We start from the raw sequence: 23,926 nt of genomic DNA on the forward strand, positions 1-23,926 counted from the left end.
AAACAATTATTATTGTTTATAAGTTTGGTCACGAATTTATATCTTTGAAATTATTTACTGAATATTCAGAGAAATTCGTGACCGCACTTTAATGACTTTAATGAATGAAAGAAGGGATTGCTTTGGATTGGTTTAACAGTGTTTCCGCCGCGTTATTGAATAAGGACTTGGACGGCCTGTGGACGAGGCAGCGGGAAATCTCCGACAACATATCCAACATTGAAACACCGGGGTATAAGAGTAAGTCCGTCAGCTTTGAGGACCAGCTGAAAAATCTGATGGCCGAGGGCGGCGAAAACAGCGGCGATCTGATCAGCCGGATTGAAAGCACAACGCCGCAGACCAGCGTATCGGATGACGAATCCTTACGGCTGGATGGAAATAACGTGGACGCGGAAAAAGAGAATATAGAGCTGGCGAGGTCGCAGATTAACTATTATTATTCTCTGCGTGAGCTTTCGGATTATTTTTCACGACTGAGATACGCCATTACGGACGGGAAGTCCTGATGGGCTTTCCTAAAATGAAATAGTAGGAGGAATTCGTGTGGCCTTTTTAAATTCGCTGGATATCAGCGGTTCTGCCCTTACTGCGAGCAGGCTTCGCATGGATGTTATTTCTGAGAATATCGCAAACGCCTCCACCACCAAAACGGAAAACGGGGGACCCTACCGCAGAAAAGTCGTCGTTTATGAACCGGCGGAACAAAATTCTTTCCGGCACATTCTTGACAGAAAAATGAGTGAAAATGAATCGGAACAGACACCCAAAGGGGTAAAGGTTTCAGAAATTGCGGAAGATCCCAGCGATTTTACCCCTGTTTATGACCCTACCAATCCGGACGCGAACGAACAGGGCTATGTGATGATGCCGAACGTGGACCCGATCAAGGAAACGCTGGACATGATGTCGGTCACCAGAGCGTACGATGCAAATCTGACCGCCTTTAACGCCGTAAAGGGAATGGCGGTAAAGGCTTTGGAATTGGGGAGGTAACGTAAATTGCAGATAACGCCGATCGAAAAAATCAATTCCATCATTGATCCTGAAAGCTCTGGAAAAGTATCTTCTTCCGGAAATACCGCGGGAGTTCCGTTTCAGGATCTTTTTCAGGATGCTGTCCAGAATGTAAAAACGACCAATGCCGACCTTGACGGGGAGCTTTACAAGCTGACCACCGGCCAGTCCGACAATTTGCATGATATCGCCATTGCGTCTACAAAAGCAACCCTTTCCGTGCAGATGCTGGTTCAGCTCCGCAACAAGGCCCTTGACGCATATAATGAAGTCATGAGGATAAGTGTTTAGGCCAAAGTATACTGGAAGGGTGATTGCGGGTTAAACAATGAATATACAAATTAAAAAATATATTGACCCAATTAAATCTTTTTGGGCAAATTTAACAAAGAAGAAAAAAATAATCATCGTAAGCGTTCTGGGCGGAATTGTCCTGCTTTCTGTAATTGTGGGGATTCTGCTGAACAGGCAGCCCTTTGTCGTGCTTTATCCCGGGATGGATCACACAGAGGCCGTTGAGGTTATGAATGAACTCCGCGATCGGGATATCAGTTATAAAGAGGACAACGGTACCATCATGGTCCCTAAGGACAAGGAAAATGCCCTGAGGATGGAACTGGCCAACGAGGGATATCCGAAGACGGCGCCGAACTATGATTTCTTTACCAATAATGTCGATATCATGTCCACTGATTTTGAAAAGAAAACCATAGAAAAATATCAGCTGAACCAAAGGCTGGAGGCTGTTATCAAAACACTGGACTGCATCAAAAATGCCAATGTGACCATCAGCATTCCCGACAGCAGCAGCTATGCGTGGGATGAAAATTCCGAAACGCCGACCGCTTCCGTCACGGTAACGCTGGCGACGGGGAAAACGCTGGAATCGTCCCAGATCAACGGAATCAAACAATTGGTCGCGAAAAGCGTACCGAATTTAAAAACGGACGACGTGGCGGTCATCGATACGGCCACCGGCAATGAGTTAAATGTTTCCGACACAGACGGAACGAACCAGGTCAACGTTTCACAGTTTAAGCTTGAAATTGAAAAGGAATATGAAAACGATATTGAGAAAAGCGTTCTGAAGGTCCTGACGCCGCTTTTTGGCCAGAACAATGTAAAAGTGACTGCCAAAAGCGTGATGGATGTGGACAAAAAGGTACAGGAGATTATCACTTATAATCCGTCACAGGACAATAAAGGTGTTATCAGCGAATCCGAAACGCAGAAGGAGCAGGAAACGGGGGGCGGCCAGAAGACAACCGGGGGAGCCGCCGGGACCGAATCCAATACGGAAACCACGACCTATCCGGGCGTGACCGTGAACGGCGATACGATTTACACGAAAGACAGCGAAAGCTACAAATATCTTGTGAGTCAGGTGAAACAGCAGATTCAGGGGGATGCCGCAAGCGTTGCGGACATGACGATTTCCGTCGCCGTCAATAAGGAAATGATGGACGACACCCAGAAGCAGGAGATTGCAAAGCTTGCCGCCTACGCCGCTGCCATACAGCCGGATAAGGTGGCTGTATACAACGCCGTCTTCCCGGACGGGGCTCAGCAGACCAGCGGCCCGTCGCCCACGGGCCTCCCGTTAAACCAGATCCTGATTATCGGCGGTGTTGTGCTGCTCACCCTGCTGATCGTCATCCTTGTTGCGGCGATGGTTGCGCGCGGACGCAAGAAGAAAAAGATGCTTGAGCTGGCCCAGCTGGAAGAGGAAGAAAACCAGGAAGAAGCTTCTCTGAAAGACCGTCTGGAAGAGGAGGAAGAGCAGCAGCCGGAGGAAGAAGAGGAAGAGATTGAATTGCAGGCAATTGAAGACGCACGTGCTGAAAAAGCGTCCAAGGAACAGGCTTTGACGAAAGAAATTCAGGACTTCTCCTCACAGAATCCTGAAATTGCCGCTCAACTGATCCGATCCTGGCTGAGAGGGGACGATGGCAATGGCAGATAAGCAGATGAGCGGACAGCAGAAAGCCGCCGCTGTCATTATCTCGTTGGGAGCGGAAAATGCTTCCAGGGTCTATAAATATCTGAAAGAAGACGAAGTGGAACAGCTGACGTATGAAATCGCTAGAATGTCCCACATGCCCTCCGAAGAAATTGAAAATGTCCTCGGAGATTTCTATCAGGTCTGCCTGACCCAAAAGGTCATTACGGAAGGCGGCATGGAATACGCAAAGAATGTTCTGGAAAAGGCGTATGGCGCCCAGACGGCGTCGTCTCTTCTGGAACGCGTCACCAAGTCGCTGAGAACCAAGGCCTTTGAGTTTATCCGGAAAACCGACTACAAAAATCTGATGGCAATGATTCAGAACGAGCATCCGCAGACGATCGCCCTGATTCTTTCCTATGCCAGAGCGGATCAGGCGGCCATGATTATTGCGGATCTTCCGAAAGACAAGCGGCTTGACGTCGTGGAACGGATTGCCACCATGGACCGCACTTCCCCTGAAATTATCAGAATTGTGGAAAGCAACCTTGAAAACAAGGTCTCTACGCTGATGTCTATGGACTTCATGGAATTCGGCGGCGTCAATTATATTGCGGACATTATGAACAATATGGACCGCGCCAACGAAAAGTATATCTTTGATGAACTGACGCGCAAGGACGCACAGCTCTGCGATGAAATCAAAAAGAGAATGTTCGTCTTCGAAGACATCACCGTTCTGGACGATATGTCCATTCAGCGTTTCCTGCGCGAAGTGGATTCCAAGGATCTGGTATTCGCGCTCAAGGGAGCCAATCAGGAGGTTTCCGACGTCATCTTCAAAAATATGTCGAACCGTACAACCGAAACCATCAAATCCGATCTGGAATTCACACACAACGTCCGGCTCAGAGATGTCGAAGAAGCACAGCAGCGTATTGTCGGTGTTATCCGGCGGCTTGAAAGCGAGGGCGAGTTAGTCATCAGCAAGGGCGGAAAGGATGAGGTTATTGCCTAACGTTATCAAAGCTTCCCAGTATGTTACGGTTAAAAACGGGACCGCCTTTCCGGCGAACAACGGAAGCGTTCCGAAAGCGCCTGATCCGCCTCCGGAAGAGGATCAGCATAGAAAGATTGTAAATGAAGCCTTTCAGAAAGCTCAGCAGATTATAGAGGCCGCCCAGAATTACACCGTGAACAAGGTGCGGGAATCCACCCAGCAGATGAATCAGGAAGCCGCTCAGGTTCTGGTGCAAAGCAGGGAAGAAGGCTACGGCAGGGGCTTTGCCGAAGGAAAAAAAGAGGGACGGGAGCTCGGGTACCGGGACGGTTATGAGGAAGGCTGCCGGGCCGGTCTGCAAAAAGCCGAAGAAGAGAATCGGGCGGCCGCCGAAGAGCTTTCCAGGATGCTGGATACCGTGGAAACCGGGAAGGCCGAAATTCTGCAGAGATATGAGGCCGATCTTAAAAAGCTGGCCGTCTCGATTGCGGAAAAAGTCATTCGGCGGGAACTGAGCATGAATGAAAAAGCGATGCAATCTATGATTATCAACGCTGTGGATGCCTACCGCAATCAGGAATGGGTCAGAATCTTCGTCTCCAAAAACACGAAAACGCTGCTTCAGAAGGTGGATAAGTCCATTGTTGAGGCGCTCAGCGATGTCTCGGACAGCGTTAAAATTGAAGTCTCTCCCGATATGGACGACGGCGACTGTATTATAGAAATGCCCGACCGGATGGTCGATGCCGGCGTGAATACGCAGATGGAAAAAATCAAACAGGTACTCCAAGTATAGCACTGCAGTCAATTTTTAAAGATGGAGCGAAAAATGTTGAATTTTCAGGATTCCTACGATGTTTTGGAAAAATTGAATCCGCTCTGTTATATCGGCAAGGTGAAAAATATCGTTGGCATGATGATTGAGACCTCCGGCCTGAAGGCTAATGTCGGGGATATCTGCACCATCCGCAATTCCAACGATGAAAAAACAGTCATGGCTGAAGTCATCGGGTTTAAAAACAGCAATATCCTGCTGATGGCTTACGGCGATATCAAGGGCATCGGCCCCGGCAGCCTGGTGCGTTCCACCGGCAGCAAGCTCCGCGTTCCGGTGGGGGATTTCCTGGTGGGCAGGACCATCGACGCCGCGGGCAGGCCCATTGACGGACTGGGCGAATTTGATATCCGGCAGTATTACGATGTCGATTCCACTTACACCAATCCTCTGGCAAGACCCAGAATCAGCGAGCAGCTGACTTTCGGCATCAAGGCGATAGACGGGATGCTGACCATCGGCAAGGGGCAGAGAATGGGAATTTTCGCCGGAAGCGGCGTCGGCAAAAGCACTCTTATGGGAATGATTGCGAAAAATGTCAAAGCGGATATCAACGTAATCGCTCTTGTCGGGGAAAGAGGCAGGGAAGTTACCGAGTTTATTGAAAAGGATCTGGGGAAGGAAGGGCTGGCGCGCTCCGTTCTGGTGGTTGCCACCTCCGACCAGCCGGCTATGTACCGCGTGAAATGCGCTACGGTCGCCACCGCGGTTGCCGAGTATTTCAGAGATCAGGGCAAGGATGTCCTGCTGATGATGGATTCCCTGACCAGATTTGCAATGGCACAGAGGGAAATCGGCCTGGCGGCCGGGGAACCTCCGGTTGCCAGAGGATATACGCCTTCCATCTATGCCGAGCTCCCCAAGCTTCTGGAGCGAAGCGGAAACTTCAAGGAAGGCTCCATTACCGGTATTTATACGGTGCTGGTAGAGGGAGACGATACCAACGAGCCGATTTCCGACACCGTCCGGGGTATCATCGACGGTCATATCGTTCTGACCCGTTCCCTTGCCCATAAAAACCACTATCCTGCGATCGATGTGAACGCGAGCGTTTCCAGACTGATGAACGATATTGTGTCGGAGGAACATAAACAGGCCGCTGCGAAGGTCCGGAACCTTCTGTCCGTCTATTACCAGAATTACGATTTGATTTCGATCGGCGCTTATAAGCCGGGGATGAATCCAAGGCTGGACGAGGCGGTTAAGAAAATAGATGCGATCAATGCTTTTTTGTGTCAGAGAACCGATGAGAGCTTTTCGTTTGAAGAAACCCTGAACAGGATGAAAGAGTTGTAAGATATGAAAAAGTTTGCATTTTCGCTTGAAAAAGTACTCGGCTTTAAACAGCAGACGCTCGATGTCAAAAAGAACGAGCTTGCACTGCTGCAGATGAAGCTGACCGAACTGGAAAAAGAAATTTATGCGCTGAACGATCAGTTCACGGCTACCAACCGCAAAATGCTTGAGGAGCTGCAAAATGGGCTGAGTGCCGGCGACATGCTTATATATAAAACGTATTTCAATACCCTGAATCAGAAAATTTTACATTTGATTGATCAGAAAAAACAGCTTTTAGATATTATCGCACAGAAAAAAGCCGACATTGTGGCCGTTAACAGCGAAATTTCGGGACTGGAAAAGCTTCGCGACAAACAGCTGACGGAGTATCTCAAGCAGATTCAGAAAAGCGAGGAGCTCGCAATAGATGAATATGTCGGTCAGGCGCGCGGCGCCGTTTAAACGCTTATAAATATTTTATTTATAAAATATTCTGATAAGGAGGTGATAAAAACGATACAGCAAGTCACACGTTCCACCGTACCGCAAAATTCCAAAGCATCCCAGACAAAGAACCCCACGAACGCCTTTGATACTTTCATGCAGCTGGCGACCCTTGGCAGGGAGCTGAAAAGTACGGCCCAGACAGACACTGAACCCGGAGAAGAGGAAGCGAAAGGCGGCAAAGCTGTTTCCGAGGGAAATTTACCGGTTTTCAATCCGGCGGATGTTTCTCTTTTAAGCCAGCTGCTGCCATCCGGACAGTTCCCGTCCGTTCTACCGGAGCCGTTACAGGTTTTGCCGCAGGCAATGACCGCAGACTCGATTCTGAGTGCGGATGCCGTTCAGCAGCTGCCGGCCGGTTCCGGCCTCCTTCAGCAAGTCCAGCCACAGGCAGAAACCGCTACCCCGCTTTTGACGGCGGATGCCCTCCCGCAGACGGCAGCGAATATCCCGGTGCCCGGCAATGCGTCTCAGCAGATGACGGCAGATGCGGCCTCGTCCGTAAGCGCAGCCGACGCACAGGCGACTTCCTACCAAAACGTGCAAACACAATCCGTTCCGGTTCCCACTATCGCCGGTACCGATGCTCCCGCACAGACGGCACCGCTGATGAATCGTCAGCCGGATGTCAATTCTTCTCAGCAGGTTCCGGACGCGGCAACCGCCATTTCTGCCCAGTCTTCAGCACAGCCGCAGGAAAAGAGTTTATCGGCGCAGCAGACTCTTTCAGAGGTGCAGGCAAAACCCGGTGCGGAGAAAACGCTCTCTGCTTCTGATCCAACGCTTGAAATTCAGCCGAAGAATGTTTCTCCTGCTGATGACAGGGATGCTACTCCGTCAGACGGTCAAAGCCAGAACACGGCGCAATTTTCGGACCTTTACCGGACGGGCAATGTGGTGATCAAAATTTCCGACGCTCCGTCGGATACCGCCAGGACAACCAGTAAGCAGGTTGCCGACCAGATCCTTGTCAGCTATAAGGCGGGCAAACCGGAGTTTCAGATGGACCTCTATCCCCGGGATCTGGGAAAAGTGTCGGTGAAGCTGGCAATGCAAAGCGGTGTGCTGACTGTTTCCATTCAGGCGTCGAATCCCAAGACCCAGAGCATGCTGATGGAGAACAGCTCCGACATCCGTACTCTTCTGCAGACAACCGTCACCCAGCCGGTGCAGATTTCAGAACCCGCCCAGGAAAAGGCGTGGTACCAGCAGGATCAGCAGAGCCGGCAGGATCAGGCGCAGCAGCAACAGGAAGAACAGCAGCACAATCAGCAGCTCCACCGGGTCGGTTTACGGGACGACGATACCAGCACCGGCGATTTTCTTTCCGTTATGCAGCTGCTGAAGCAGCAGGCCTATTCGCTGTAAAATTTAATGAAAGGAGGACTTCGTTTGGCAATCAATCAGATCAATGCCTATTCCTACGGCACGAATTCCACTTCCGGTACCAATTCCGCTTCCGGCACTTCGCAAACCTCTGCTTCTAAAAACTCATCTGTGCTGGGTCTGAATGATTTTCTGCAGCTTCTGGCCGCCCAGTTTGCCAATCAGGATGTTATGAACCCGACGGACAATACGGAGTATATTTCCCAGATGGCTCAGTTTTCCGCTCTGCAGGCAATGCAGGAGCTTTCGCAGATTTCTTATACGCAATACGGGGCGTCCCTTGTCGGCAAAAAGGTTGTGGTCGCAAGTTATGACACGAACGGAAAGTATCAGGAAGATACCGGCATTGTAGACAGTGTCAACTTTGCTACCGGTTCCAATGTCCTTGTGGTCAACGGCAAGGCATATGATATTTCCTCCGTCATGAAAGTCGTCAATCCGGATGCCGCAACACCACCCGACGAAACGCCGGACGATCCGGATGATCCGGATACTCCCGATGTACCGGATACGGGCGGAGAATCGGTTTGAACCCGCTTTTTACAGGGTGAAACAGTTAGGAGCACAGTCATGGATGACATTCAATTTAAAAAGAATTATTCCTCGTTTATCAATCCGAATTACACGGTGCCTCCCGTCAGCACGAATACGCAGAAGACCGGCGCGGCTGATCCGGGCAGCAGCGAATTCGGGCAGCTTTTCCGCAAGACTGTGGAACAGCAGCAGCTTACCTTTTCCAAACACGCACTGCAGCGCATGGATTCCAGAAATATTCCGGTTTCCCCGCAGCTCGTTTCCCAGATCAACGGTGCGGTAGAAAAAGCAAAATCCAAAGGAATCAAGGACGCTTTGATTTTAAACGGGCAGACTGCATTTATCGTGAATGTTCCCAGCAGTACGGTGGTAACCACCATGAGCGGCCGGGAAATGACCGAAAACGTATTTACAAATATTGACGGAGCCGTAATTTTATAACTGGACCTCTTGAGGAAGTTATTGAGCTTTGACTGACAGAGAAGCTCATGCGGTTTCAAAAAGAAAGAGAGAGATCAAACTTATGATGAGATCATTGTTTTCCGGAGTAGCCGGATTAAAAGCATACCAGACCGGTATGGACGTCATCGGCAACAATATCGCCAACGTCAACACCTACGGATTTAAGTCTTCCAAAACAACCTACCGGGACGTTTATTATCAGACAGTTTCGGGTTCTTCCAACGCGAACACTGCCAGCAGCGTCGGTGGCGGAAACCCTGCCCAGATTGGTTACGGTTCTACCGCCGCAACGGTGGATGTCATTAATACCCGTTCGGGTATGGCGACCACGGGGAACGATAAAGATTGCTATATCGACGGCGAAGGGTATTTTGTAGTTAAGGACGGAGACGGTTACCTCTACACAAGGGTGGGTTCCATCGGGTTTGATGGTGAAGGCAATCTAGTAGACGGGAATCAGAAATTAATCTGTGGAGTCACTGGCGCTACTGATCAGGAAGCAAATGCAATTGCTAAACCCGATATAATTACGATTACTGATTACAATAAGTATAAAAATATCACCATCGGCAGCGATGGAAAAATCACCGGAGAACTGGACGGTACCGTGACAACGCTTGGCACCATTGCGATGGCAAATATCCCGAACCCAGACGGTCTTACCCTTCAGGGCGGTTCTTATTTAAAATCGGTCAGCAATGCGGAAAGTTCGGGAACCGGCCCAAAAATCACTTATTATGCTCCGGGCAGCGGCGCAACCGGAAGCTTGGTTACCGGTGCACTGGAATCCTCCAATGTAGACTTGGCGAATGAGTTTTCACAGATGATCATCACCGAGCGCGGATTTCAGGCGAACTCAAAAATCATCACGGTCAGCGATGAAATGCTTGAGGATCTCGTCAATTTAAAGAGATAATTTAATGACTGCCGTTTCTGAGGTCAACTGCGGCCTCAGAAACGGTCAGTTAGTTAAAAAAGGGGAATTGAGATGATAAATCTAACCGGCCTAAATGGTGTTTCGTTTGCCTTGAACCCAAATCTGATTGAAACAATAGAAAATATACCGGAGACAAAAATTACCCTGACCACAGGAAAGTATTTCCTTGTCGCGGAGGAAAGACAGAATGTCATTGATGCAATCATTCATTATAATCGGCAAATATTTCAAAACACAGTTAAACTAATGGATTAACCTCAACGGGATATTCCCGTATAGGCATCTTATTCAAGGGAGTGTTTATGTGGATTTTACCAGTATCATAGGGTTGATCGCCGGTCTAGGATTGGTTATTTTCGGAATCGTTTTCGATCCTTCCGCCGGAGTCATCTGGTCTACCATCATGAATTTCGTCGACGTACCAAGCATGGCAATTACTTTTGGCGGTGCGATTGCCGCCACTGTTATTGCATTCCCGATTAGTTATTTCAAAGATATCCCGAAACATATGAAAATTGTTGTTTCACGGAACAGGTACGATCCGCAGCAGTACATCGATACGATTGTGGACTATGCGCAGGAGGCCAGAAGAAAGGGCCTGCTTTCTCTGGAAGATAAGGCGAATCAGGAGCAGGACCCGTTCCTCAAAAACAGCATGATGCTGATCGTCGACGCCATTGACCCGGCAAAGGTAAAGGAAATCCTGGACGACGAATTGGACGGGCTGGAGGACCGCCATTCCCATGCATGGCAGTTCTACGAAAAGTTCTCCACCTTTGGCCCGGCATTCGGTATGATCGGTACCTTAATTGGATTGATCAATATGCTTGCCAATCTGGACATGAATGCGGACGGCGGCGCGACAAAAATGGCGCAGGGAATGTCTACGGCACTGGTAACCACTTTCTACGGGTCCATGCTGTCCAACCTGTTATTGACGCCGCTTGCTCATAAGCTGCATATGCGTCATGATGAAGAAATGGTGTGTAAGGAAATTGTTGTGGAAGGCGTTATGGCGATTCAGGCGGGGGATAATCCGAAACATATTGAGGAAAGACTAAACGCTTACATATGCGAAAAGAAGAGAATCGAAGCCGGCGGCAGAGGACAGAGTCCTTCCCAAAGCACGCCCGGCGTACCTGAAGGGAAAAAGCTAAAACGCAATAAGAAGAAGTAATTTTGTTCAAAAAACAGAAGCTGAGTTTCAGCGTATTATATAAATGCAGGAGTGTGAAAAAATGGCCAGAAAAAAAGCGGATCCCGGCGGCGGCGGCCCGAACTGGTTGGATACATATGCGGACATGGTAACGCTGCTGCTGACTTTCTTTGTAATGCTGTTTGCTATGTCTACGGTTGACGCTACCAAATGGCAAACGCTTGTAAAAGCTTTCTCTACCAATAAGCAGGCGACCGCGGCTATGGAACAGGCCATACAGTCGGATGCCCTGAATTCCGACAGCGGCGCTTATTTTGATGCCGACACCAGCAGTATGAGCTCCCAAGCCGGACAGGGTGCGAGCTCTAATGCGGGGAATAGCGACGCCCAGGTCACGGACTTTGACAGCCTGTACAAATATTTAAATGATTATGTCAACAAAAATGGGCTTCAGGATTCTGTTCAAGTACATAAAGGGGATAATTATACCTTTATGACTTTTCAGAATAGTATCTTTTTTAACGGAGACAGTTCTGAACTGCAGGATGATGGGAAAAAAATCCTGGACTTTGTCTGTGACGGAATTAAGAATATTCCGGATCAGATCGGCGAAATCCGTTTCTATGGCCATACCGCCCGCGCGGGTAACTCAACCACCACCACCGCACAGGCTTTTGACCGCGCTTTGTCATCCGACAGAGCAAAAAATGTTTTGCTGTATGTCCAGTTGAAAAATATAATTGACCCGGCCAAAATGGTTTCAGAGGGCTACGGAGAATACCGGCCGATCGTACCGCATGACGGGACGGAAGCCACCCGGGCAAAAAACAGAAGGGTCGAAATTTATATTTCCAAAGCGGGGAAGGTCAGTTCCGTTTTGGATGAGGTTTATAAGGACATTGGGTCTGCTGACAGTAAAGGTGCTGTAAGCAGTAAATGATTAGCTTGACAGTATTAAATTTTCCGTATGCCTTGTGTGCGGGGAATGGGAGGTTTTATGGCAGAAGTATTATCACAGAAGCAAATTGATGAATTGTTGGGCAATTTGCAGAGTGGTCATGTTAATTTTAATGAAATAGAAGAACAGACGACGGCTTCCAAGGTAAAAGAGTACGACTTTATGTCGCCTAAAAAATTTACAAGGGAACAGTTGAAGCTTTTGGATAATGTTTTCGATAATTTTTCAAGGATGTTCAGCCTTCAGCTTGGTGGAATGCTCCGGTCGACCTGTCAGATGGAAATCCTTCAGGTCGAAGAGGAAGAGTATCGGGAGTTCAACAACGCTTTGGGCGATTCCATACTGGTCGCCATCTTCGGAATGCACAATGCCGAAAATAAAATAGACGATAAGCAAATATTGATCGAACTGTCGCGTCCCATTTCCTTCTCCATCATGGACCGCATGCTCGGCGGCAATGGAACGGGCTACGAGATAGAAAGAGATTATACGGACATTGAGCTTTCTCTGCTTGAATATCTGTTTAAGCAGGTAACTCCTCTTTTAAATAATGCCTGGAACAATTATATGGAAATCGATCATACCCTGGATATGATTGAAACCAATTCCCGGTTAATTCAGCTCATACAGCCGGATGAAGCGGTTGCGATTGTTGCAATCGAAATAACCCTTGAAAACCTGAAGGGAAATATGAATATCTGTTTGCCTGCTTCCTCATTGGAAGAAGTATTTCGCTTTTTCAATTCCAAGTATGTCAAGCCGCCGAAAAAAGACGACCCTGAGGTGGAGCACCAGCGTAAATCGGCGATTATGCATGGGCTGAAAAGCTCTCCGCTGACAGTGTGTGCAATATTGGGCAAAACGGAAATCAGCCTGAGAGAATTGCTGAATCTGCAGGTAGGCGATGTGATTCCTCTCAACACTCAGGTAAATAAAGATTCTATTGTCCTGGAAGTGGAGAATTTGCCGTGGTTTACCGGCGTAATAGGAACCAAAAAGAAAAAATACGCAGTTAAAATTGACAAATCTCTGCAATAAACGATGAAAGGTGATTTCTATGGAGCCGAATAATGAAGAAACTTTTTCTCCTATGGAAATTGATGCGATAGGGGAGATACTGAATATCAGTTTAGGTTCGTCTGCGACTTCCGTTTCGGAGATGCTGGAACAGAGAGTCAATATAACGACGCCGCATGTTGAAATACAGCCTTCCTCCGAGGTCCATTTTGAATCCATGGAGCCGGCCGTCGCGGTCGAAATCAATTATGTCAGCGGCCTGAGCGGAAAAAACATCCTGATTTTGAAAGAGTCGGATGTAAAGGTAATTGTGGGGCTTCTGCTTCATACCGATTATTCCGATCAGGAATTCGTTATGGATGAGATGAGTATCGGAGCTATTTGTGAAGTAATGAACCTGATGATGGGAGCCTCCGCCACTGCGCTTTCCCAATTCCTGAACATGGCGATCAATATTTCCCCGCCAAATTCCTTTCAGATCGATAATTCCGAACAGTTTAAAAGCAAATATTTCAACAGTGATGAACTGGTTGTTGCCGTTAAATTCAACCTGATGATCGGGGACTTGGTCAACAGTGAATTTATCAGCTTGATGACAGTCAACCTCGCGAAAGAAATTATTTCATCCTTTAGCCTCGGTTCGTCGGCTCCAGAGGAAAAACGCCCGCAGCCGGTGCAGCAGCAGCCGGTACCTGTCCCGCAGCCGGAAACGCCCAGAGCCCCCCAGCCACCGGCGGCGCCGAGAAGGCCGGAGCCGGTACAAACGGCGGTGCCGGAACCCGCTGAAAAACCGGAACCGCAGCAGGGTTATCAACAGAATTACAATGTGGGAAGAATGTCCTATCAAAGCTTTGACGAAGCCGATTCGATTCTTACCAGCGATCAGAGCAGTAACCTGAACATGATTATGTCCGTTCCCCTTCAAATTACCGTAGAAATCGGCCGCATCAGGAAGCCCATCAAAGATATCTTGGATTTCACTTCGGGGACGATTGTGGAACTGGATAAGCAGGCCGGTTCTCAGGTCGATATCTTCGTGAACGGCAAGCCGATCGCCAAAGGCGATGTCGTTGTGGTAGACGACTTTTACGGTGTAAGAATTACAGAAGTGCTAAGCAATAATGAAATAATGAAATTAATATAAAACGCCGTTAGGTGTAATTTTAGGAGGAACAGAAATGAGCAAGAAAATTATGTTGGTAGACGACGCGGCTTTTATGAGAATGATGATTAAAAATACTTTGCAGCAAAATGGTTATACGGAGATTCTCGAAGCGGAAAACGGGGAAAAAGCCCTTACCGTCTACGCCGCGGAAAAGCCGGATCTGATTCTCATGGATATCACAATGCCCGTCATGGATGGTCTGGAGTCCCTGAAGCATTTAAAGGAGCTGGACGCAAACGTCAAAGTGGTCATGTGTTCCGCCATGGGTCAGGAAGCAATGGTTGTTGAAGCCTTGAAGCTGGGTGCAAAGGACTTTATTGTAAAGCCGTTCAAGCCGGACCGCATTATGAAAACGGTCAACGGTATTTTAGGGTGATGCCGCCGACGGCTGAATAAAGGAGGAACCGTGTTGAACTTTGCTTGGGGTGCTCTGCCGCTGCTCAGCTTTTTTTCAGATATCCTGCCGCTCCTGTTTTCCCTGATTGCGATTGTTTTTGTGCTGTATCTTTGCTATGCATTCAGCAGGTTCATGGCAAACAGGGTCAACAACGTTTCAAAATCGGGAAATATCAAGGTGCTGGAGCGGGTGGCCCTGACGCAGGACAAAGGGCTTGTCATTATTGAAGTCTGCAAACGGTACTATCTGGTGGGGTTTGCAAACAACAATATCGAGATTCTGAAAGAACTGGATGAAACGGAATTGAACATCCCCGGATCTTTGCAGAAGGATACCTTTCTTGATGTTTTGAATTCGACGCTGAAAAGCAGATGGGATGTGAAAATAGGCGATGCAATATTCAGAAGAGCCGATAAAACTGAAGACTCCGAAGATAAAAAAGAAAAAAAGTAAGGTCAGTAAAAAGGCTCTGATTCTGATTACGATCTCTCTTGCGCTGATGTTTCTGCTCCCGGTCGGCGCCTCCGCGGCGTCTGTCAATGTCGATGTGAACGGCAAAGGGATGGACACTCTGGAAATTATCGAAATGTTTACGGTTCTTGCCCTTGCGCCTTCCATTCTGATTATGACGACGTGCTTTACCAGGATTATTATTGTTCTGTCTTTTCTTCGCAACGCGCTGGGGCTGCAGCAGACGCCCCCGAATCAGGTGTTGATCGGGATCGCGCTGTTTCTTTCGCTCTTTATCATGAATCCCGTGCTGAATGAAGTGAATACGCAGGCGTACCAGCCTTACAAAGAACAGAAAATCACGCAGGAGGAATTCCTGCATAAGGCGGCCGTCCCAATGAAAAAATTTATGCTCAAGCAGACAAAAAAAGAGGATTTGAACCTGTTTATCAATCTTTCCAAAGCAAAGGAGGTCAAGTCGGTCGACGAGCTGTCGATTACGGTAGTGATTCCCGCGTTTATGACCAGTGAACTGAAACGGGCGTTTACAATCGGATTCCTGCTTTTTATTCCTTTCCTGATTATCGATATGATTGTGGCAAGCACGCTGATGTCGATGGGCATGATTATGCTTCCTCCGGCGATGATCTCGCTGCCGTTTAAGCTGCTGCTTTTTGTGCTTGTGGACGGGTGGGGACTCCTGTTCAAAACGCTGGCGGCCAGCTTCAATATGTAGCTTGGCTTTCAAATAACTGTGGGAGGATGCAGGCATGACAACATCGCAAATCACGGAAGTGATACAGGCTGCAATGGTTGCGGCGCTCAAGCTGTCCGCGCCCATTCTGATTGCCAGTGTTTTACTGGGACTGATCGTGTCCATCTTTCAGGCGGCCACGCAGATTCACGAGCAGACCCTTACTTTTGTTCCCAAACTGGTGGCCATCGCACTGATTCTGGTAATTCTGGGACCGTGGATGATGGAGACCATGAATGATTTTACCATCTACATATTTAGCTTAATAACAAAATTAAACTGAAGCAGCCTCTTTTCCAGAACGGCAGGAAGGTGTGGTCATAAACGAAAAATGGAATTGAATTATGATTTTACTCTTCTGCTTTTCATTTTCATGAGAATGTCCGGCTGCATTCTGTTCAATCCCATTCTGGGAAGAAAAAATCTTCCGGTTGTTCTCAAAGTCGGTCTCACCCTGATGCTTTCGGTTTTTTCCTACCACCTTGTTCCCGCCCAGACGCTGGAAATCCCTTCTTTTCTGGTCCTGTCCGTCAGCCTGCTGAAAGAACTGCTGATCGGTTATATGGTGGGGTATATCATCCAGCTGTTTCTGTCGGTTATGCTCATCAGCGGCGAAAATATGGACATGCAGATCGGTATTTCCATGTCGAAGATTTACGACCCGCAGAGCAACGTGTCCATGCCTCTTTCCGCGTCGTTTATCAATACGATGTTTATTCTGATCTTTTTCGCTGTAAACGGCCATCTGACACTGATTCAGATTTTTGTGAAGCTGTGCGTCATGGTTCCCTACGGTTCCCTCCATTTTGAGCCGGCCATGTACGAGCCGTTAATCAACATGTTCTCCCTCATCCTGGTGTACGCGGTGAAAATGTCTCTGCCCGTCCTTGCGGCGGAGCTGATTACCGAGATCGCCGTGGGCCTGGTGATGCGGGCTGTTCCCCAGATTGACGTTTTCGTCATCAATATCCAGCTGAAAGTAATCCTCGGGTTCGTTATCATCATCATTATGGCGCCGCCTCTGGCATCTTTTCTTGAAAAACTGATTTTACTGATGTTTGACAATATCAATCAGGTGTTTCAGTCATTGCTGTAGCTTCCGGTTCCGTTCGGATCTGATTTTAGGGGGGATGATATGCCAGACAGCAGCAAGACCGAAAAAGCAACCCCCAAAAAAAGGGAAGACGAACGAAAAAAGGGCAATATTTTCCAGAGCAGCGACGTAGTCAGCGCACTGTCCATTCTGTCGCTTTTTCTGATCTTAAAGATGCTTTTTCCCTTTATGTATCATTCCCTTTCCCTTTTCCTTTCCCGGTACATTGCCTATATAAAGACGATTCCGGCGCTTTCGGCCGAATTTGCAATGGATGTGGCCAAAGATGCGCTGATTACTCTTTTTTTACTGGCTGGGCCGATGATGCTCACCGCCATAGCCGTCGGGGTGATCGCTGCCGGGGCACAGACCAGATTTAAGGTGTCCAAAGAGAACCTGAAAATGAAGTTTTCCAGGATCAGCCCCCTGCAGGGAATCAAACGGATGTTTTCCATCCGTTCCGTCACCGAACTGGTCAAAGCCATGCTCAAAATTTCCGTTATTTTCTATATCCTGTACTCGTCGTTCATGAGCATTGCAAAATATTTTACGAAGCTGATGTTCGAAGATATTTTCGATGCCGTGCAGTTCATCCTGAATTCCATCATGGACATTGTCATACAGCTTTCCATGGTTTTTATTTTGATCGCCGCCTTCGACTATCTGTACCAGTGGTGGGAATATGAGCGGAATATCAAAATGTCCAAGCAGGAAATCAAGGAAGAGTACAAACAGATGGAAGGCGACCCGCAGATTAAAGGACAGATCAAGGAACGGCAGCGCAAAATCTCCATGCAGAGGATGATGCAGCAGGTGCCGACTGCGGATGTGATCGTCAGGAACCCGACCCATTTTGCCATAGCCCTTAAATATGATATCGAAAAAAACAGCGCCCCGATTGTGGTTGCCAAAGGGCAGGATTACGTTGCGCTGAAAATTATAGAGATTGCAGAGCAAAACCATATCCCGATGACTGAAAATGTGCCGCTCGCAAGGGCCTTATACAAAACGGTTGCTGTCAACCGGGAAATTCCGGAGGAATATTATGTGATTCTTGCTGAAATTATGGCTTGGGTATATTCATTGAAAAAGGAGATGAGGTGATATTGAAGGTCCTCAATAATGTCGTAGCAATATTTGTCATCCTCATAGTCGGATTTATCATCATTCCATTGCCTCCTTTTTTACTGGATATGATGTTTATCATAAATATTACGATCTCCATTATGATTTTACTGATGACCATGTACGTGAAGGACGCGCTCCAGTTTTCCGTCTTTCCGTCAATGCTGCTCATAACCACGCTGTTCCGTCTGGCGCTGAACATTTCTTCGACCAGGCTGATTCTTACCCAGTCCGGAAAAGCCGGACAGGTGATTGAAACCTTCGGCAGCTTTGTACTGAAGGGAAATGTCATCGTCGGTTTCATCATCTTTCTGATTATCGTCATTGTCAACTTCCTGGTTATCACCAAGGGCGCGGAACGTGTTTCCGAGGTTTCCGCAAGGTTCAAGTTGGATGCAATGCCGGGAAAACAGATGGCGATCGACGCGGACCTGAGCTCCGGGCTGATCGATGAATCGACGGCACGTCAGCGCCGGACGGATATCCAGCGCGAGGCGGAATTTTACGGGGCCATGGACGGCGCCACCAAATTCGTAAAGGGCGATGCGATCGCCTCCATCATCATCACGTTTATCAACTTTATCGCCGGTACCGTGATCGGCATGGTTCAGGGCGGCAGTACCTTTCAGGAGGTGCTGAATGTCTATTCGATTGCGACCGTCGGCGACGGGCTTGTATCGCAGCTTCCCGCACTGATGATTTCCGCCGCGACCGGTATGATCGTTACGCGCGCGGCGTCCGATTCCAGCCTGAGCATGGACGTTTCGCGGCAGTTTTTCTCCCATCCCGTCGTTATGATCATCAGCGGCTGTACCCTGATCAGCCTTTGCTTTATCCCCGGTATGCCGGTCCCGCAGATTCTGATTGTGGCGGTCGGTATGCTGTTTGCCGGATTCAACCTCCGGAAAAGGAAAGAGCTTGCGGCGGCTGTGGCCGCCAATGCCGAAACGGCTCACGCAGCGGCACAGCAGCAGGCGGACGACACGGATTATTTCAAAAACATCGACAATATCTACGACCTGCTGAAAATCGACGTCATCGAAATGGAATTCGGCTACAGCCTGATTCCGCTGGTCGACGAAAACAGCGGCAGCAGTTTTATTGAACGGCTGGTTACCTTCCGGAAGCAGTTTGCTGTGGAAATGGGAATCGTCATTCCGGCCGTGCGGCTAAGGGACAACGGTACGCTGAATCCAAACCAGTATGTGATCAAGATCAAGGGCGAGGAGGTCAGCCGCGGCGAGATTCTGGTTGACTATTATCTTGCTTTGGACCCGGGCAACCTTACCGGGACCATCGACGGCATAGAAACCATTGAACCGGCCTATGGCATCCCAAGCAAGTGGATCACCCGGGACAAAAAGGAAATGGCTGAAATTTACGGCTATACCGTGATTGACCCGCTATCCGTGGTGGTAACGCACCTTTCCGAAACCGTCAAGAAATATGCGCATGAACTGCTTTCCAGACAGGACTTGAACCAGCTGCTGGAAAACATCAAAAAAACCGGTTCCACCATCGTGGACGATGTCATCCCGAACCAGATTACCTTCGGCGGCCTTCAAAAGGTCCTGTGCAATCTGCTGAAGGAGGGCGTTCCCATCAGGGATATGGAAACAATTTTGGAAACGATTTCGGACAACGCCTCCACTGTCCGCGACCTTGAGGTCCTGACCGAATATGTGCGGCAGGCTTTGAAGCGCACGATCACCCGCAAATGGTCCGACGGCGGCCAGATCAGGGTGATTACGCTGGACAGCGAGGTTGAGAGGCTGATTATCAATTCCATCAGCAAAAACGATCAGGGCACGTATCTTTCGCTCGACCCCCAGTCCACGCAGAAGATCATCTCCAAGCTGATGGAGTGTATCACAAAGGTGAAGGATGCGATCAATATCCCGATTGTGCTGACCTCCCCGCTGGTCAGGATTTATTTCAGCAAAATGCTGGAACAGTTTTATCCCAATGCCGTGGTCCTTTCGTTTAACGAACTGAATTCCAATGTCCAGATTCAGGCGGTTGCCAATGTTACTTTGGAATAAATAAAAGATTCAATGATAAATTTTAAGCTTGAAAGGAGGGGGCGACTGCAGTGAAGAGTACGGAAACGGAGAAGATAGGAGCAGTGGAGTTATGGACCAGGTATCGTCAGACAAGAAACACCGAGCTGCGGAATATGCTTGTTGTTCAGTACAGCTACATCGTGAAGTGCATAGCGTTGAAAACAGTCGGTCGCTACCAGTATTTCAACTATATGGATGATATTGTCAATGAAGGCCTGATCGCTCTTCTGGATGCTGTGGAGAAATTTGATTTTGAAAAAAAGGTGAAGTTTGAAACCTATGCCTCCATAAAAGTGCGCGGCGCCATGATTGATTACATACGCAAACAGGACTGTTTCCCCAGAAGGCTCAAACGTATTGCCAAAAATATCAGCGAGGCGGAAAACATGCTCAACCACCGGCTGGGGCGCAATCCTACGGATCAGGAGATTGCGGATTTTCTGCAGATCAGCCTGCCGGACTATGAAAAGATGCAGGCGGAGACCTGCGTGCTCAATATGCTTTCCTTTGAAGAGATGATCTACGAAAAGGGCGTTGAAAATATTCAGGTCAGCCAGTCGGGGGACTCTATTCACGGGCCGGAGCAGGTTGTGGCGGAAAAAGAGCTTCAAGCCGTGCTTGCGAGGGATATCGAACTGCTCAATGAGAAAGAACAGGTGGTTATTTCGCTGTATTACAAGGAACAGCTGAAAATCAAGGAAATCTCCAGCGTGATGGGAATCAGCGATTCCAGAGTGTCGCAGATTCATTCCAGCGCGCTGAGAAAGCTGAAAAAATCTCTGGCGGAATACCTGAATCAATAGAATGTAGGAGGAAACAGCCATGGTCAGAGGATTTTACGCGCTTGGTTCCGGGATGCTGACACAGAGCAGGATCCTGACCGGCGTCAGCAACAACTTAGCAAATATCGAAACGCCGGGGTATAAAAAGAAGGAAGTCACCACCTCCACATTCGGCAGCATGGTGATTAACCGCGTCGATTCGCAGAAAACGCCCATCGGCACCATGAGCCTGATTACGGCGGCGGATAAAACCAACGTCATCCATTCCGAGGGTACCCTCAAGAGTACGGAGCGTCCGCTGGACTTTGCCATTCAGGGGGAGGGCTTCTTTGCGGTACAGGGGAACAACGGAACGGTCTATACGCGCAACGGCAGCTTTAACGTGGATGCGGAAGGCTATCTTGTACTGGACAATGTCGGCCGCGTGATGGGCCAGAACGGGCCCATTCAGATCGGTACCGACCAGTTTACCGCCGACGCGCAGGGAAACCTGACGGTCGGGGGTAATGTTGTCGACAAAATCTCCGTTTATAATTTTGACGATTATAATAACCTTAGGATATCCGGTGACGGAATGTTCACGGGTACCAATGCAGCGCTGGTGCAAAATCCGGATATCATGTGGAAAACGATCGAAGGTTCCAATGTAAATGCCGCCGAGGAAATGACGGACGCTCTTTCGGCTCAGCGCAACTTGCAGAACTGTTCTCAGGCGATCAAAATGTACGACCAGGTTTTATCGGATGCCGTCACCAATATCGCCAAAATATAATTTGCTATCAGAAGGGTGGATGAACGATGATCAGTTCTTTTTATACGTCGGCTACCGGGGCCATTAACCTGCAGTCCGGCTTTGATGTCACGGCAAACAACATTGCAAACGTGTCTACGGTTGGCTACAAGCCTTCCAGCGCCTCCTTTGCGGATTTGATTTATACCAATATCCACGCGGAACCGGGAGCAGACAGTCAGCTGAAGAGCGGCCACGGCACAAAGCTGGAAAAAACCGACACCCTCTTTAACGAGGGCGGCCTTCGACAGACGGGACGCGCCCTTGATTACGCGCTGGTAAACTCCAACAATTATTTTGCGGTGGAGTCCAACGGGGAAGTAAAATATACGCGTAACGGAAATTTCCATCTTTCGGTGGAAGACGGAACCAGTTATCTGGTATCTTCGGACGGCGGTTATGTGCTGGATGCCAACGGCAGCCGTATCGCCATGGAAAGTGAAAAGGATACTCCGGCCATTGGGGTTTTCTCCGTGAAAAATGAGGACGGGCTTGTCCGGTCCGGGAATACCTGTTTTCAGCTGAGCAACCTTTCCGGCGCGGCCGCTGCGGTCACCGACCCGGAAATGAAACAAAACTATTTGGAGGATTCTGCAGTGAATATCGCGGATCAGATGACCTCCGTTATTGAAATGCAGAGAGCCTTTCAGTTTAATTCCAAAATGGTACAGCTTTCGGATGAAATCATGCAGACTGTGAATTCTTTGCGGTAAAACTGTCTACACAAAAAAATCTGGGGGAGGAGTCGTTAAAATGAGTACGGAATCTGATTTTAACGGAAGAGAAGTCATTGCTGAGCGCGAGAATGAGGGAAACCAGTTGGAAGAAAACCAGATCAAGGAAGAACAGCCGCCCCAGTTTGATGTCAGAGTATCGACGGACAATATGGCGGCGTACCTGAAAATCAAACCGGCGTTTCCGGGACAGAAGGTTTCCTACGAGGATGTCAGCGCCGTTCTGGTTCAGCGGGGGATCACATATGGTGTCTATGAAGAGAAGATCCGCCTTTTCTGTGAAGAAGGGAAATTCTTTTCCGAGATGCTCTGTGCGAAGGGTATCTATCCCGTTGACGGCACCGATGGCTTTATTGATTATTTCTTCGACACCAGTAAAGAGTATAAGCCGAAGGAAAGGGAAGACGGGACCATTAATTTCCGTGATTTGGATATTGTAAAAAATATTCAAAAGGATACCGTTCTCTGTACGATTACGCCGCCGAAGGGCGGCACGGACGGTACGGATATTTTTGGCCATACCGTTCCGTTTACGGCAGGCCGATTTCCGGTTCTGCCCACGGGAAATAACACGGTTGTTTCGGAGGATGGCCTGAGCCTGATTGCCGGTGTGGATGGTTGTATTGAGTACAACAAATCATCGGTCAATGTCAGTGAGGTCTTTTATGTACGCGGCGATGTGGACAGCGCCTCCGGCAACATCAACGCGATTGGTTCGGTAGTGGTTATGGGCGATGTAAGAGAGGGCTTTTCCGTCAAAGCGGGAAAAGACATTTCCATTCGCGGGATGGCCGAGGGAGCCTTGATAGAGGCGCAGGGGACCATCTCTATTTCCAATGGGATGAACGGAATGGGGAAGGGGACCTTGAAGGCGGGCGGAAATATCGTCGGCAAGTATTTTGAAAATGCGATTTTAATTTCTGAGAACGATATTTATGCAGATATCCTGATGAACTGCAAGGCGACCGCGCAGGGCTCCATTATTTTGAAAGGGCGCAGAGCATCGCTGATTGGCGGCAGCTATCAGGCTGGACAAAAAATGGTTGTCAAAAATGTCGGAGCGCCGTCCTACACGACTACGTCGGTATCGCTTCAGTCCCAACAGCTTAATGATAAACTTGTAATCGGAAAAGAAGAGGACAGCGTGGAGAAATTGGAACAGAAACGATTACAGGCTCAGAATGAGTTTGAAGAATTTCAAAAGAGATTTGCGGAGTTAACAGCTCAGGCTTCTTTAGGAAGCAGAAAGGATCCCAACAGGGAAAATTTGATGGTAAAAGCCGCCATGATGAGAAAATTTCAGCTTGGTGAAGCGGTAAAAGCCATTGATACGAAAATTCAAAAGTTAAAAGAGGCAAAAAATGAGTTGTCGGACTACAAGATTGTTGGAATAAGCATTATTTATACCGGAACAAAATTAACGATTGGGCCTTTTAATATGAATATCAATAATGATTACAGCAATACAAAATTCTATGCGGGTTCGGATGGCATTGTTTTCGCGCCGGTTCTTCCTTCAGACTTGCCCTGATTTTTCCGCTATAAGC

Annotated in this window: 28 protein-coding genes; all 28 read left to right on the top strand. The window is 48.4% G+C overall.

Features of this window, described 5'->3' with window-relative positions:
* Positions 1-122 precede the first annotated feature (122 nt).
* Positions 123-509, top strand: coding sequence for a flagellar basal body rod protein FlgB (gene flgB, locus ACRQU7_RS08225; protein WP_038323792.1), 387 nt, complete (start codon positions 123-125; stop codon positions 507-509).
* A 37-nt stretch (positions 510-546) separates the two neighbouring features.
* Positions 547-996 (top strand): flagellar basal body rod protein FlgC, encoded by a 450-nt coding sequence (flgC, locus tag ACRQU7_RS08230; protein ID WP_038323717.1) that lies wholly within the window; start codon positions 547-549, stop codon positions 994-996.
* A 6-nt stretch (positions 997-1,002) separates the two neighbouring features.
* A complete protein-coding gene (gene fliE / locus ACRQU7_RS08235; RefSeq protein WP_243122434.1) occupies positions 1,003-1,308 on the top strand; it encodes a flagellar hook-basal body complex protein FliE in 306 nt (101 codons plus the stop codon).
* 37 nt (positions 1,309-1,345) lie between these two features.
* Positions 1,346-2,980 (top strand): flagellar basal-body MS-ring/collar protein FliF, encoded by a 1,635-nt coding sequence (fliF, locus tag ACRQU7_RS08240; protein WP_444645127.1) that lies wholly within the window; start codon positions 1,346-1,348, stop codon positions 2,978-2,980.
* A complete protein-coding gene (gene fliG, locus ACRQU7_RS08245) occupies positions 2,970-3,977 on the top strand; it encodes a flagellar motor switch protein FliG (protein WP_141825040.1) in 1,008 nt (335 codons plus the stop codon). Before fliF ends, fliG begins: the two co-directional genes overlap by 11 nt.
* Positions 3,970-4,755, top strand: a complete 786-nt coding sequence (locus ACRQU7_RS08250; RefSeq protein WP_444645129.1) for a FliH/SctL family protein — start codon at positions 3,970-3,972, stop codon at positions 4,753-4,755. Before fliG ends, ACRQU7_RS08250 begins: the two co-directional genes overlap by 8 nt.
* Before the next feature lie 33 nt (positions 4,756-4,788).
* Complete coding sequence (gene fliI, locus ACRQU7_RS08255) at positions 4,789-6,090, top strand: flagellar protein export ATPase FliI (protein ID WP_038323810.1); 1,302 nt, start codon at positions 4,789-4,791, stop codon at positions 6,088-6,090.
* A 3-nt stretch (positions 6,091-6,093) separates the two neighbouring features.
* Positions 6,094-6,534, top strand: a complete 441-nt coding sequence (gene fliJ, locus ACRQU7_RS08260; RefSeq protein ID WP_444645132.1) for a flagellar export protein FliJ — start codon at positions 6,094-6,096, stop codon at positions 6,532-6,534.
* 42 nt (positions 6,535-6,576) lie between these two features.
* The gene (locus ACRQU7_RS08265; RefSeq protein ID WP_444645134.1) at positions 6,577-7,944 is read left to right on the top strand and encodes a flagellar hook-length control protein FliK; all 1,368 of its coding nucleotides are present in this window, start codon (positions 6,577-6,579) and stop codon (positions 7,942-7,944) included.
* 24 nt (positions 7,945-7,968) lie between these two features.
* Positions 7,969-8,493 carry a flagellar hook capping FlgD N-terminal domain-containing protein gene (locus ACRQU7_RS08270; RefSeq protein WP_444645136.1) on the top strand — a complete coding sequence of 175 codons (525 nt, stop codon included), beginning with the start codon at positions 7,969-7,971 and terminating at the stop codon, positions 8,491-8,493.
* Between the two features lie 39 nt (positions 8,494-8,532).
* Positions 8,533-8,937 carry a TIGR02530 family flagellar biosynthesis protein gene (locus ACRQU7_RS08275; RefSeq protein WP_444645138.1) on the top strand — a complete coding sequence of 135 codons (405 nt, stop codon included), beginning with the start codon at positions 8,533-8,535 and terminating at the stop codon, positions 8,935-8,937.
* An 82-nt stretch (positions 8,938-9,019) separates the two neighbouring features.
* Positions 9,020-9,874, top strand: a complete 855-nt coding sequence (locus ACRQU7_RS08280; RefSeq protein ID WP_141825047.1) for a flagellar hook-basal body complex protein — start codon at positions 9,020-9,022, stop codon at positions 9,872-9,874.
* Between the two features lie 72 nt (positions 9,875-9,946).
* The gene (locus tag ACRQU7_RS08285; protein ID WP_038323818.1) at positions 9,947-10,150 is read left to right on the top strand and encodes a flagellar FlbD family protein; all 204 of its coding nucleotides are present in this window, start codon (positions 9,947-9,949) and stop codon (positions 10,148-10,150) included.
* A gap of 49 nt (positions 10,151-10,199) precedes the next feature.
* On the top strand, positions 10,200-11,072 hold the full coding sequence (locus tag ACRQU7_RS08290; RefSeq protein ID WP_038323820.1) for a motility protein A: 873 nt from the start codon (positions 10,200-10,202) through the stop codon (positions 11,070-11,072).
* Between the two features lie 61 nt (positions 11,073-11,133).
* Positions 11,134-11,991: a flagellar motor protein MotB gene (locus ACRQU7_RS08295; protein WP_444645141.1), complete on the top strand. Its 858-nt coding sequence runs from the start codon at positions 11,134-11,136 to the stop codon at positions 11,989-11,991.
* A 57-nt stretch (positions 11,992-12,048) separates the two neighbouring features.
* Positions 12,049-13,047, top strand: a complete 999-nt coding sequence (fliM, locus tag ACRQU7_RS08300) for a flagellar motor switch protein FliM (RefSeq protein WP_444645143.1) — start codon at positions 12,049-12,051, stop codon at positions 13,045-13,047.
* A 19-nt stretch (positions 13,048-13,066) separates the two neighbouring features.
* Positions 13,067-14,170, top strand: a complete 1,104-nt coding sequence (gene fliY, locus ACRQU7_RS08305) for a flagellar motor switch phosphatase FliY (protein ID WP_444645145.1) — start codon at positions 13,067-13,069, stop codon at positions 14,168-14,170.
* A gap of 34 nt (positions 14,171-14,204) precedes the next feature.
* Entirely contained in the window at positions 14,205-14,567 is a 363-nt protein-coding gene (locus ACRQU7_RS08310; RefSeq protein WP_038323826.1) for a response regulator, read from the top strand.
* 33 nt (positions 14,568-14,600) lie between these two features.
* Positions 14,601-15,041, top strand: a complete 441-nt coding sequence (locus ACRQU7_RS08315; RefSeq protein ID WP_444645147.1) for a FliO/MopB family protein — start codon at positions 14,601-14,603, stop codon at positions 15,039-15,041.
* The gene (fliP, locus tag ACRQU7_RS08320) at positions 14,980-15,774 is read left to right on the top strand and encodes a flagellar type III secretion system pore protein FliP (protein ID WP_444645149.1); all 795 of its coding nucleotides are present in this window, start codon (positions 14,980-14,982) and stop codon (positions 15,772-15,774) included. The genes ACRQU7_RS08315 and fliP overlap by 62 nt, the downstream gene beginning before the upstream one ends.
* 34 nt (positions 15,775-15,808) lie before the next feature.
* Positions 15,809-16,075: a flagellar biosynthesis protein FliQ gene (fliQ, locus tag ACRQU7_RS08325; protein WP_038323827.1), complete on the top strand. Its 267-nt coding sequence runs from the start codon at positions 15,809-15,811 to the stop codon at positions 16,073-16,075.
* 48 nt (positions 16,076-16,123) lie between these two features.
* The gene (locus ACRQU7_RS08330) at positions 16,124-16,888 is read left to right on the top strand and encodes a flagellar biosynthetic protein FliR (RefSeq protein ID WP_038323829.1); all 765 of its coding nucleotides are present in this window, start codon (positions 16,124-16,126) and stop codon (positions 16,886-16,888) included.
* Between the two features lie 39 nt (positions 16,889-16,927).
* Positions 16,928-17,989 (top strand): flagellar biosynthesis protein FlhB, encoded by a 1,062-nt coding sequence (gene flhB, locus ACRQU7_RS08335; protein WP_444645152.1) that lies wholly within the window; start codon positions 16,928-16,930, stop codon positions 17,987-17,989.
* A gap of 2 nt (positions 17,990-17,991) precedes the next feature.
* A complete protein-coding gene (gene flhA / locus ACRQU7_RS08340) occupies positions 17,992-20,052 on the top strand; it encodes a flagellar biosynthesis protein FlhA (protein WP_444645551.1) in 2,061 nt (686 codons plus the stop codon).
* A 50-nt stretch (positions 20,053-20,102) separates the two neighbouring features.
* Positions 20,103-20,876: a sigma-70 family RNA polymerase sigma factor gene (locus ACRQU7_RS08345; RefSeq protein WP_444645154.1), complete on the top strand. Its 774-nt coding sequence runs from the start codon at positions 20,103-20,105 to the stop codon at positions 20,874-20,876.
* A gap of 19 nt (positions 20,877-20,895) precedes the next feature.
* Positions 20,896-21,627, top strand: coding sequence for a flagellar hook-basal body protein (locus tag ACRQU7_RS08350; protein WP_444645156.1), 732 nt, complete (start codon positions 20,896-20,898; stop codon positions 21,625-21,627).
* Positions 21,628-21,653: 26 nt separating this feature from the next.
* Positions 21,654-22,358: a flagellar hook-basal body protein gene (locus ACRQU7_RS08355; RefSeq protein WP_141825056.1), complete on the top strand. Its 705-nt coding sequence runs from the start codon at positions 21,654-21,656 to the stop codon at positions 22,356-22,358.
* Positions 22,359-22,398: 40 nt separating this feature from the next.
* Positions 22,399-23,910 (top strand): FapA family protein, encoded by a 1,512-nt coding sequence (locus ACRQU7_RS08360; RefSeq protein ID WP_444645159.1) that lies wholly within the window; start codon positions 22,399-22,401, stop codon positions 23,908-23,910.
* Positions 23,911-23,926 lie beyond the last annotated feature (16 nt).

The sequence above is a fragment of the Caproiciproducens puteiluti genome, assembly GCF_052442865.1.
Lineage (GTDB): Bacteria > Bacillota > Clostridia > Oscillospirales > Acutalibacteraceae > Caproiciproducens.

Excerpts from the sequence above, each read along its gene's own strand:
- fliF (WP_444645127.1), top strand. The coding sequence starts at position 1,346 with ATGAATATACAAATTAAAAAATATATTGACCCAATTAAATCTTTTTGG.
- fliG (WP_141825040.1), top strand. The coding sequence starts at position 2,970 with ATGGCAGATAAGCAGATGAGCGGACAGCAGAAAGCCGCCGCTGTCATT.
- fliI (WP_038323810.1), top strand. The coding sequence starts at position 4,789 with ATGTTGAATTTTCAGGATTCCTACGATGTTTTGGAAAAATTGAATCCG.
- fliJ (WP_444645132.1), top strand. The coding sequence starts at position 6,094 with ATGAAAAAGTTTGCATTTTCGCTTGAAAAAGTACTCGGCTTTAAACAG.
- ACRQU7_RS08275 (WP_444645138.1), top strand. The coding sequence starts at position 8,533 with ATGGATGACATTCAATTTAAAAAGAATTATTCCTCGTTTATCAATCCG.
- ACRQU7_RS08280 (WP_141825047.1), top strand. The coding sequence starts at position 9,020 with ATGATGAGATCATTGTTTTCCGGAGTAGCCGGATTAAAAGCATACCAG.
- ACRQU7_RS08285 (WP_038323818.1), top strand. The coding sequence starts at position 9,947 with ATGATAAATCTAACCGGCCTAAATGGTGTTTCGTTTGCCTTGAACCCA.
- ACRQU7_RS08295 (WP_444645141.1), top strand. The coding sequence starts at position 11,134 with ATGGCCAGAAAAAAAGCGGATCCCGGCGGCGGCGGCCCGAACTGGTTG.
- fliM (WP_444645143.1), top strand. The coding sequence starts at position 12,049 with ATGGCAGAAGTATTATCACAGAAGCAAATTGATGAATTGTTGGGCAAT.
- fliY (WP_444645145.1), top strand. The coding sequence starts at position 13,067 with ATGGAGCCGAATAATGAAGAAACTTTTTCTCCTATGGAAATTGATGCG.
- ACRQU7_RS08310 (WP_038323826.1), top strand. The coding sequence starts at position 14,205 with ATGAGCAAGAAAATTATGTTGGTAGACGACGCGGCTTTTATGAGAATG.
- fliP (WP_444645149.1), top strand. The coding sequence starts at position 14,980 with ATGCAATATTCAGAAGAGCCGATAAAACTGAAGACTCCGAAGATAAAA.
- fliQ (WP_038323827.1), top strand. The coding sequence starts at position 15,809 with ATGACAACATCGCAAATCACGGAAGTGATACAGGCTGCAATGGTTGCG.
- ACRQU7_RS08330 (WP_038323829.1), top strand. The coding sequence starts at position 16,124 with ATGGAATTGAATTATGATTTTACTCTTCTGCTTTTCATTTTCATGAGA.
- flhB (WP_444645152.1), top strand. The coding sequence starts at position 16,928 with ATGCCAGACAGCAGCAAGACCGAAAAAGCAACCCCCAAAAAAAGGGAA.
- ACRQU7_RS08350 (WP_444645156.1), top strand. The coding sequence starts at position 20,896 with ATGGTCAGAGGATTTTACGCGCTTGGTTCCGGGATGCTGACACAGAGC.
- ACRQU7_RS08355 (WP_141825056.1), top strand. The coding sequence starts at position 21,654 with ATGATCAGTTCTTTTTATACGTCGGCTACCGGGGCCATTAACCTGCAG.
- ACRQU7_RS08360 (WP_444645159.1), top strand. The coding sequence starts at position 22,399 with ATGAGTACGGAATCTGATTTTAACGGAAGAGAAGTCATTGCTGAGCGC.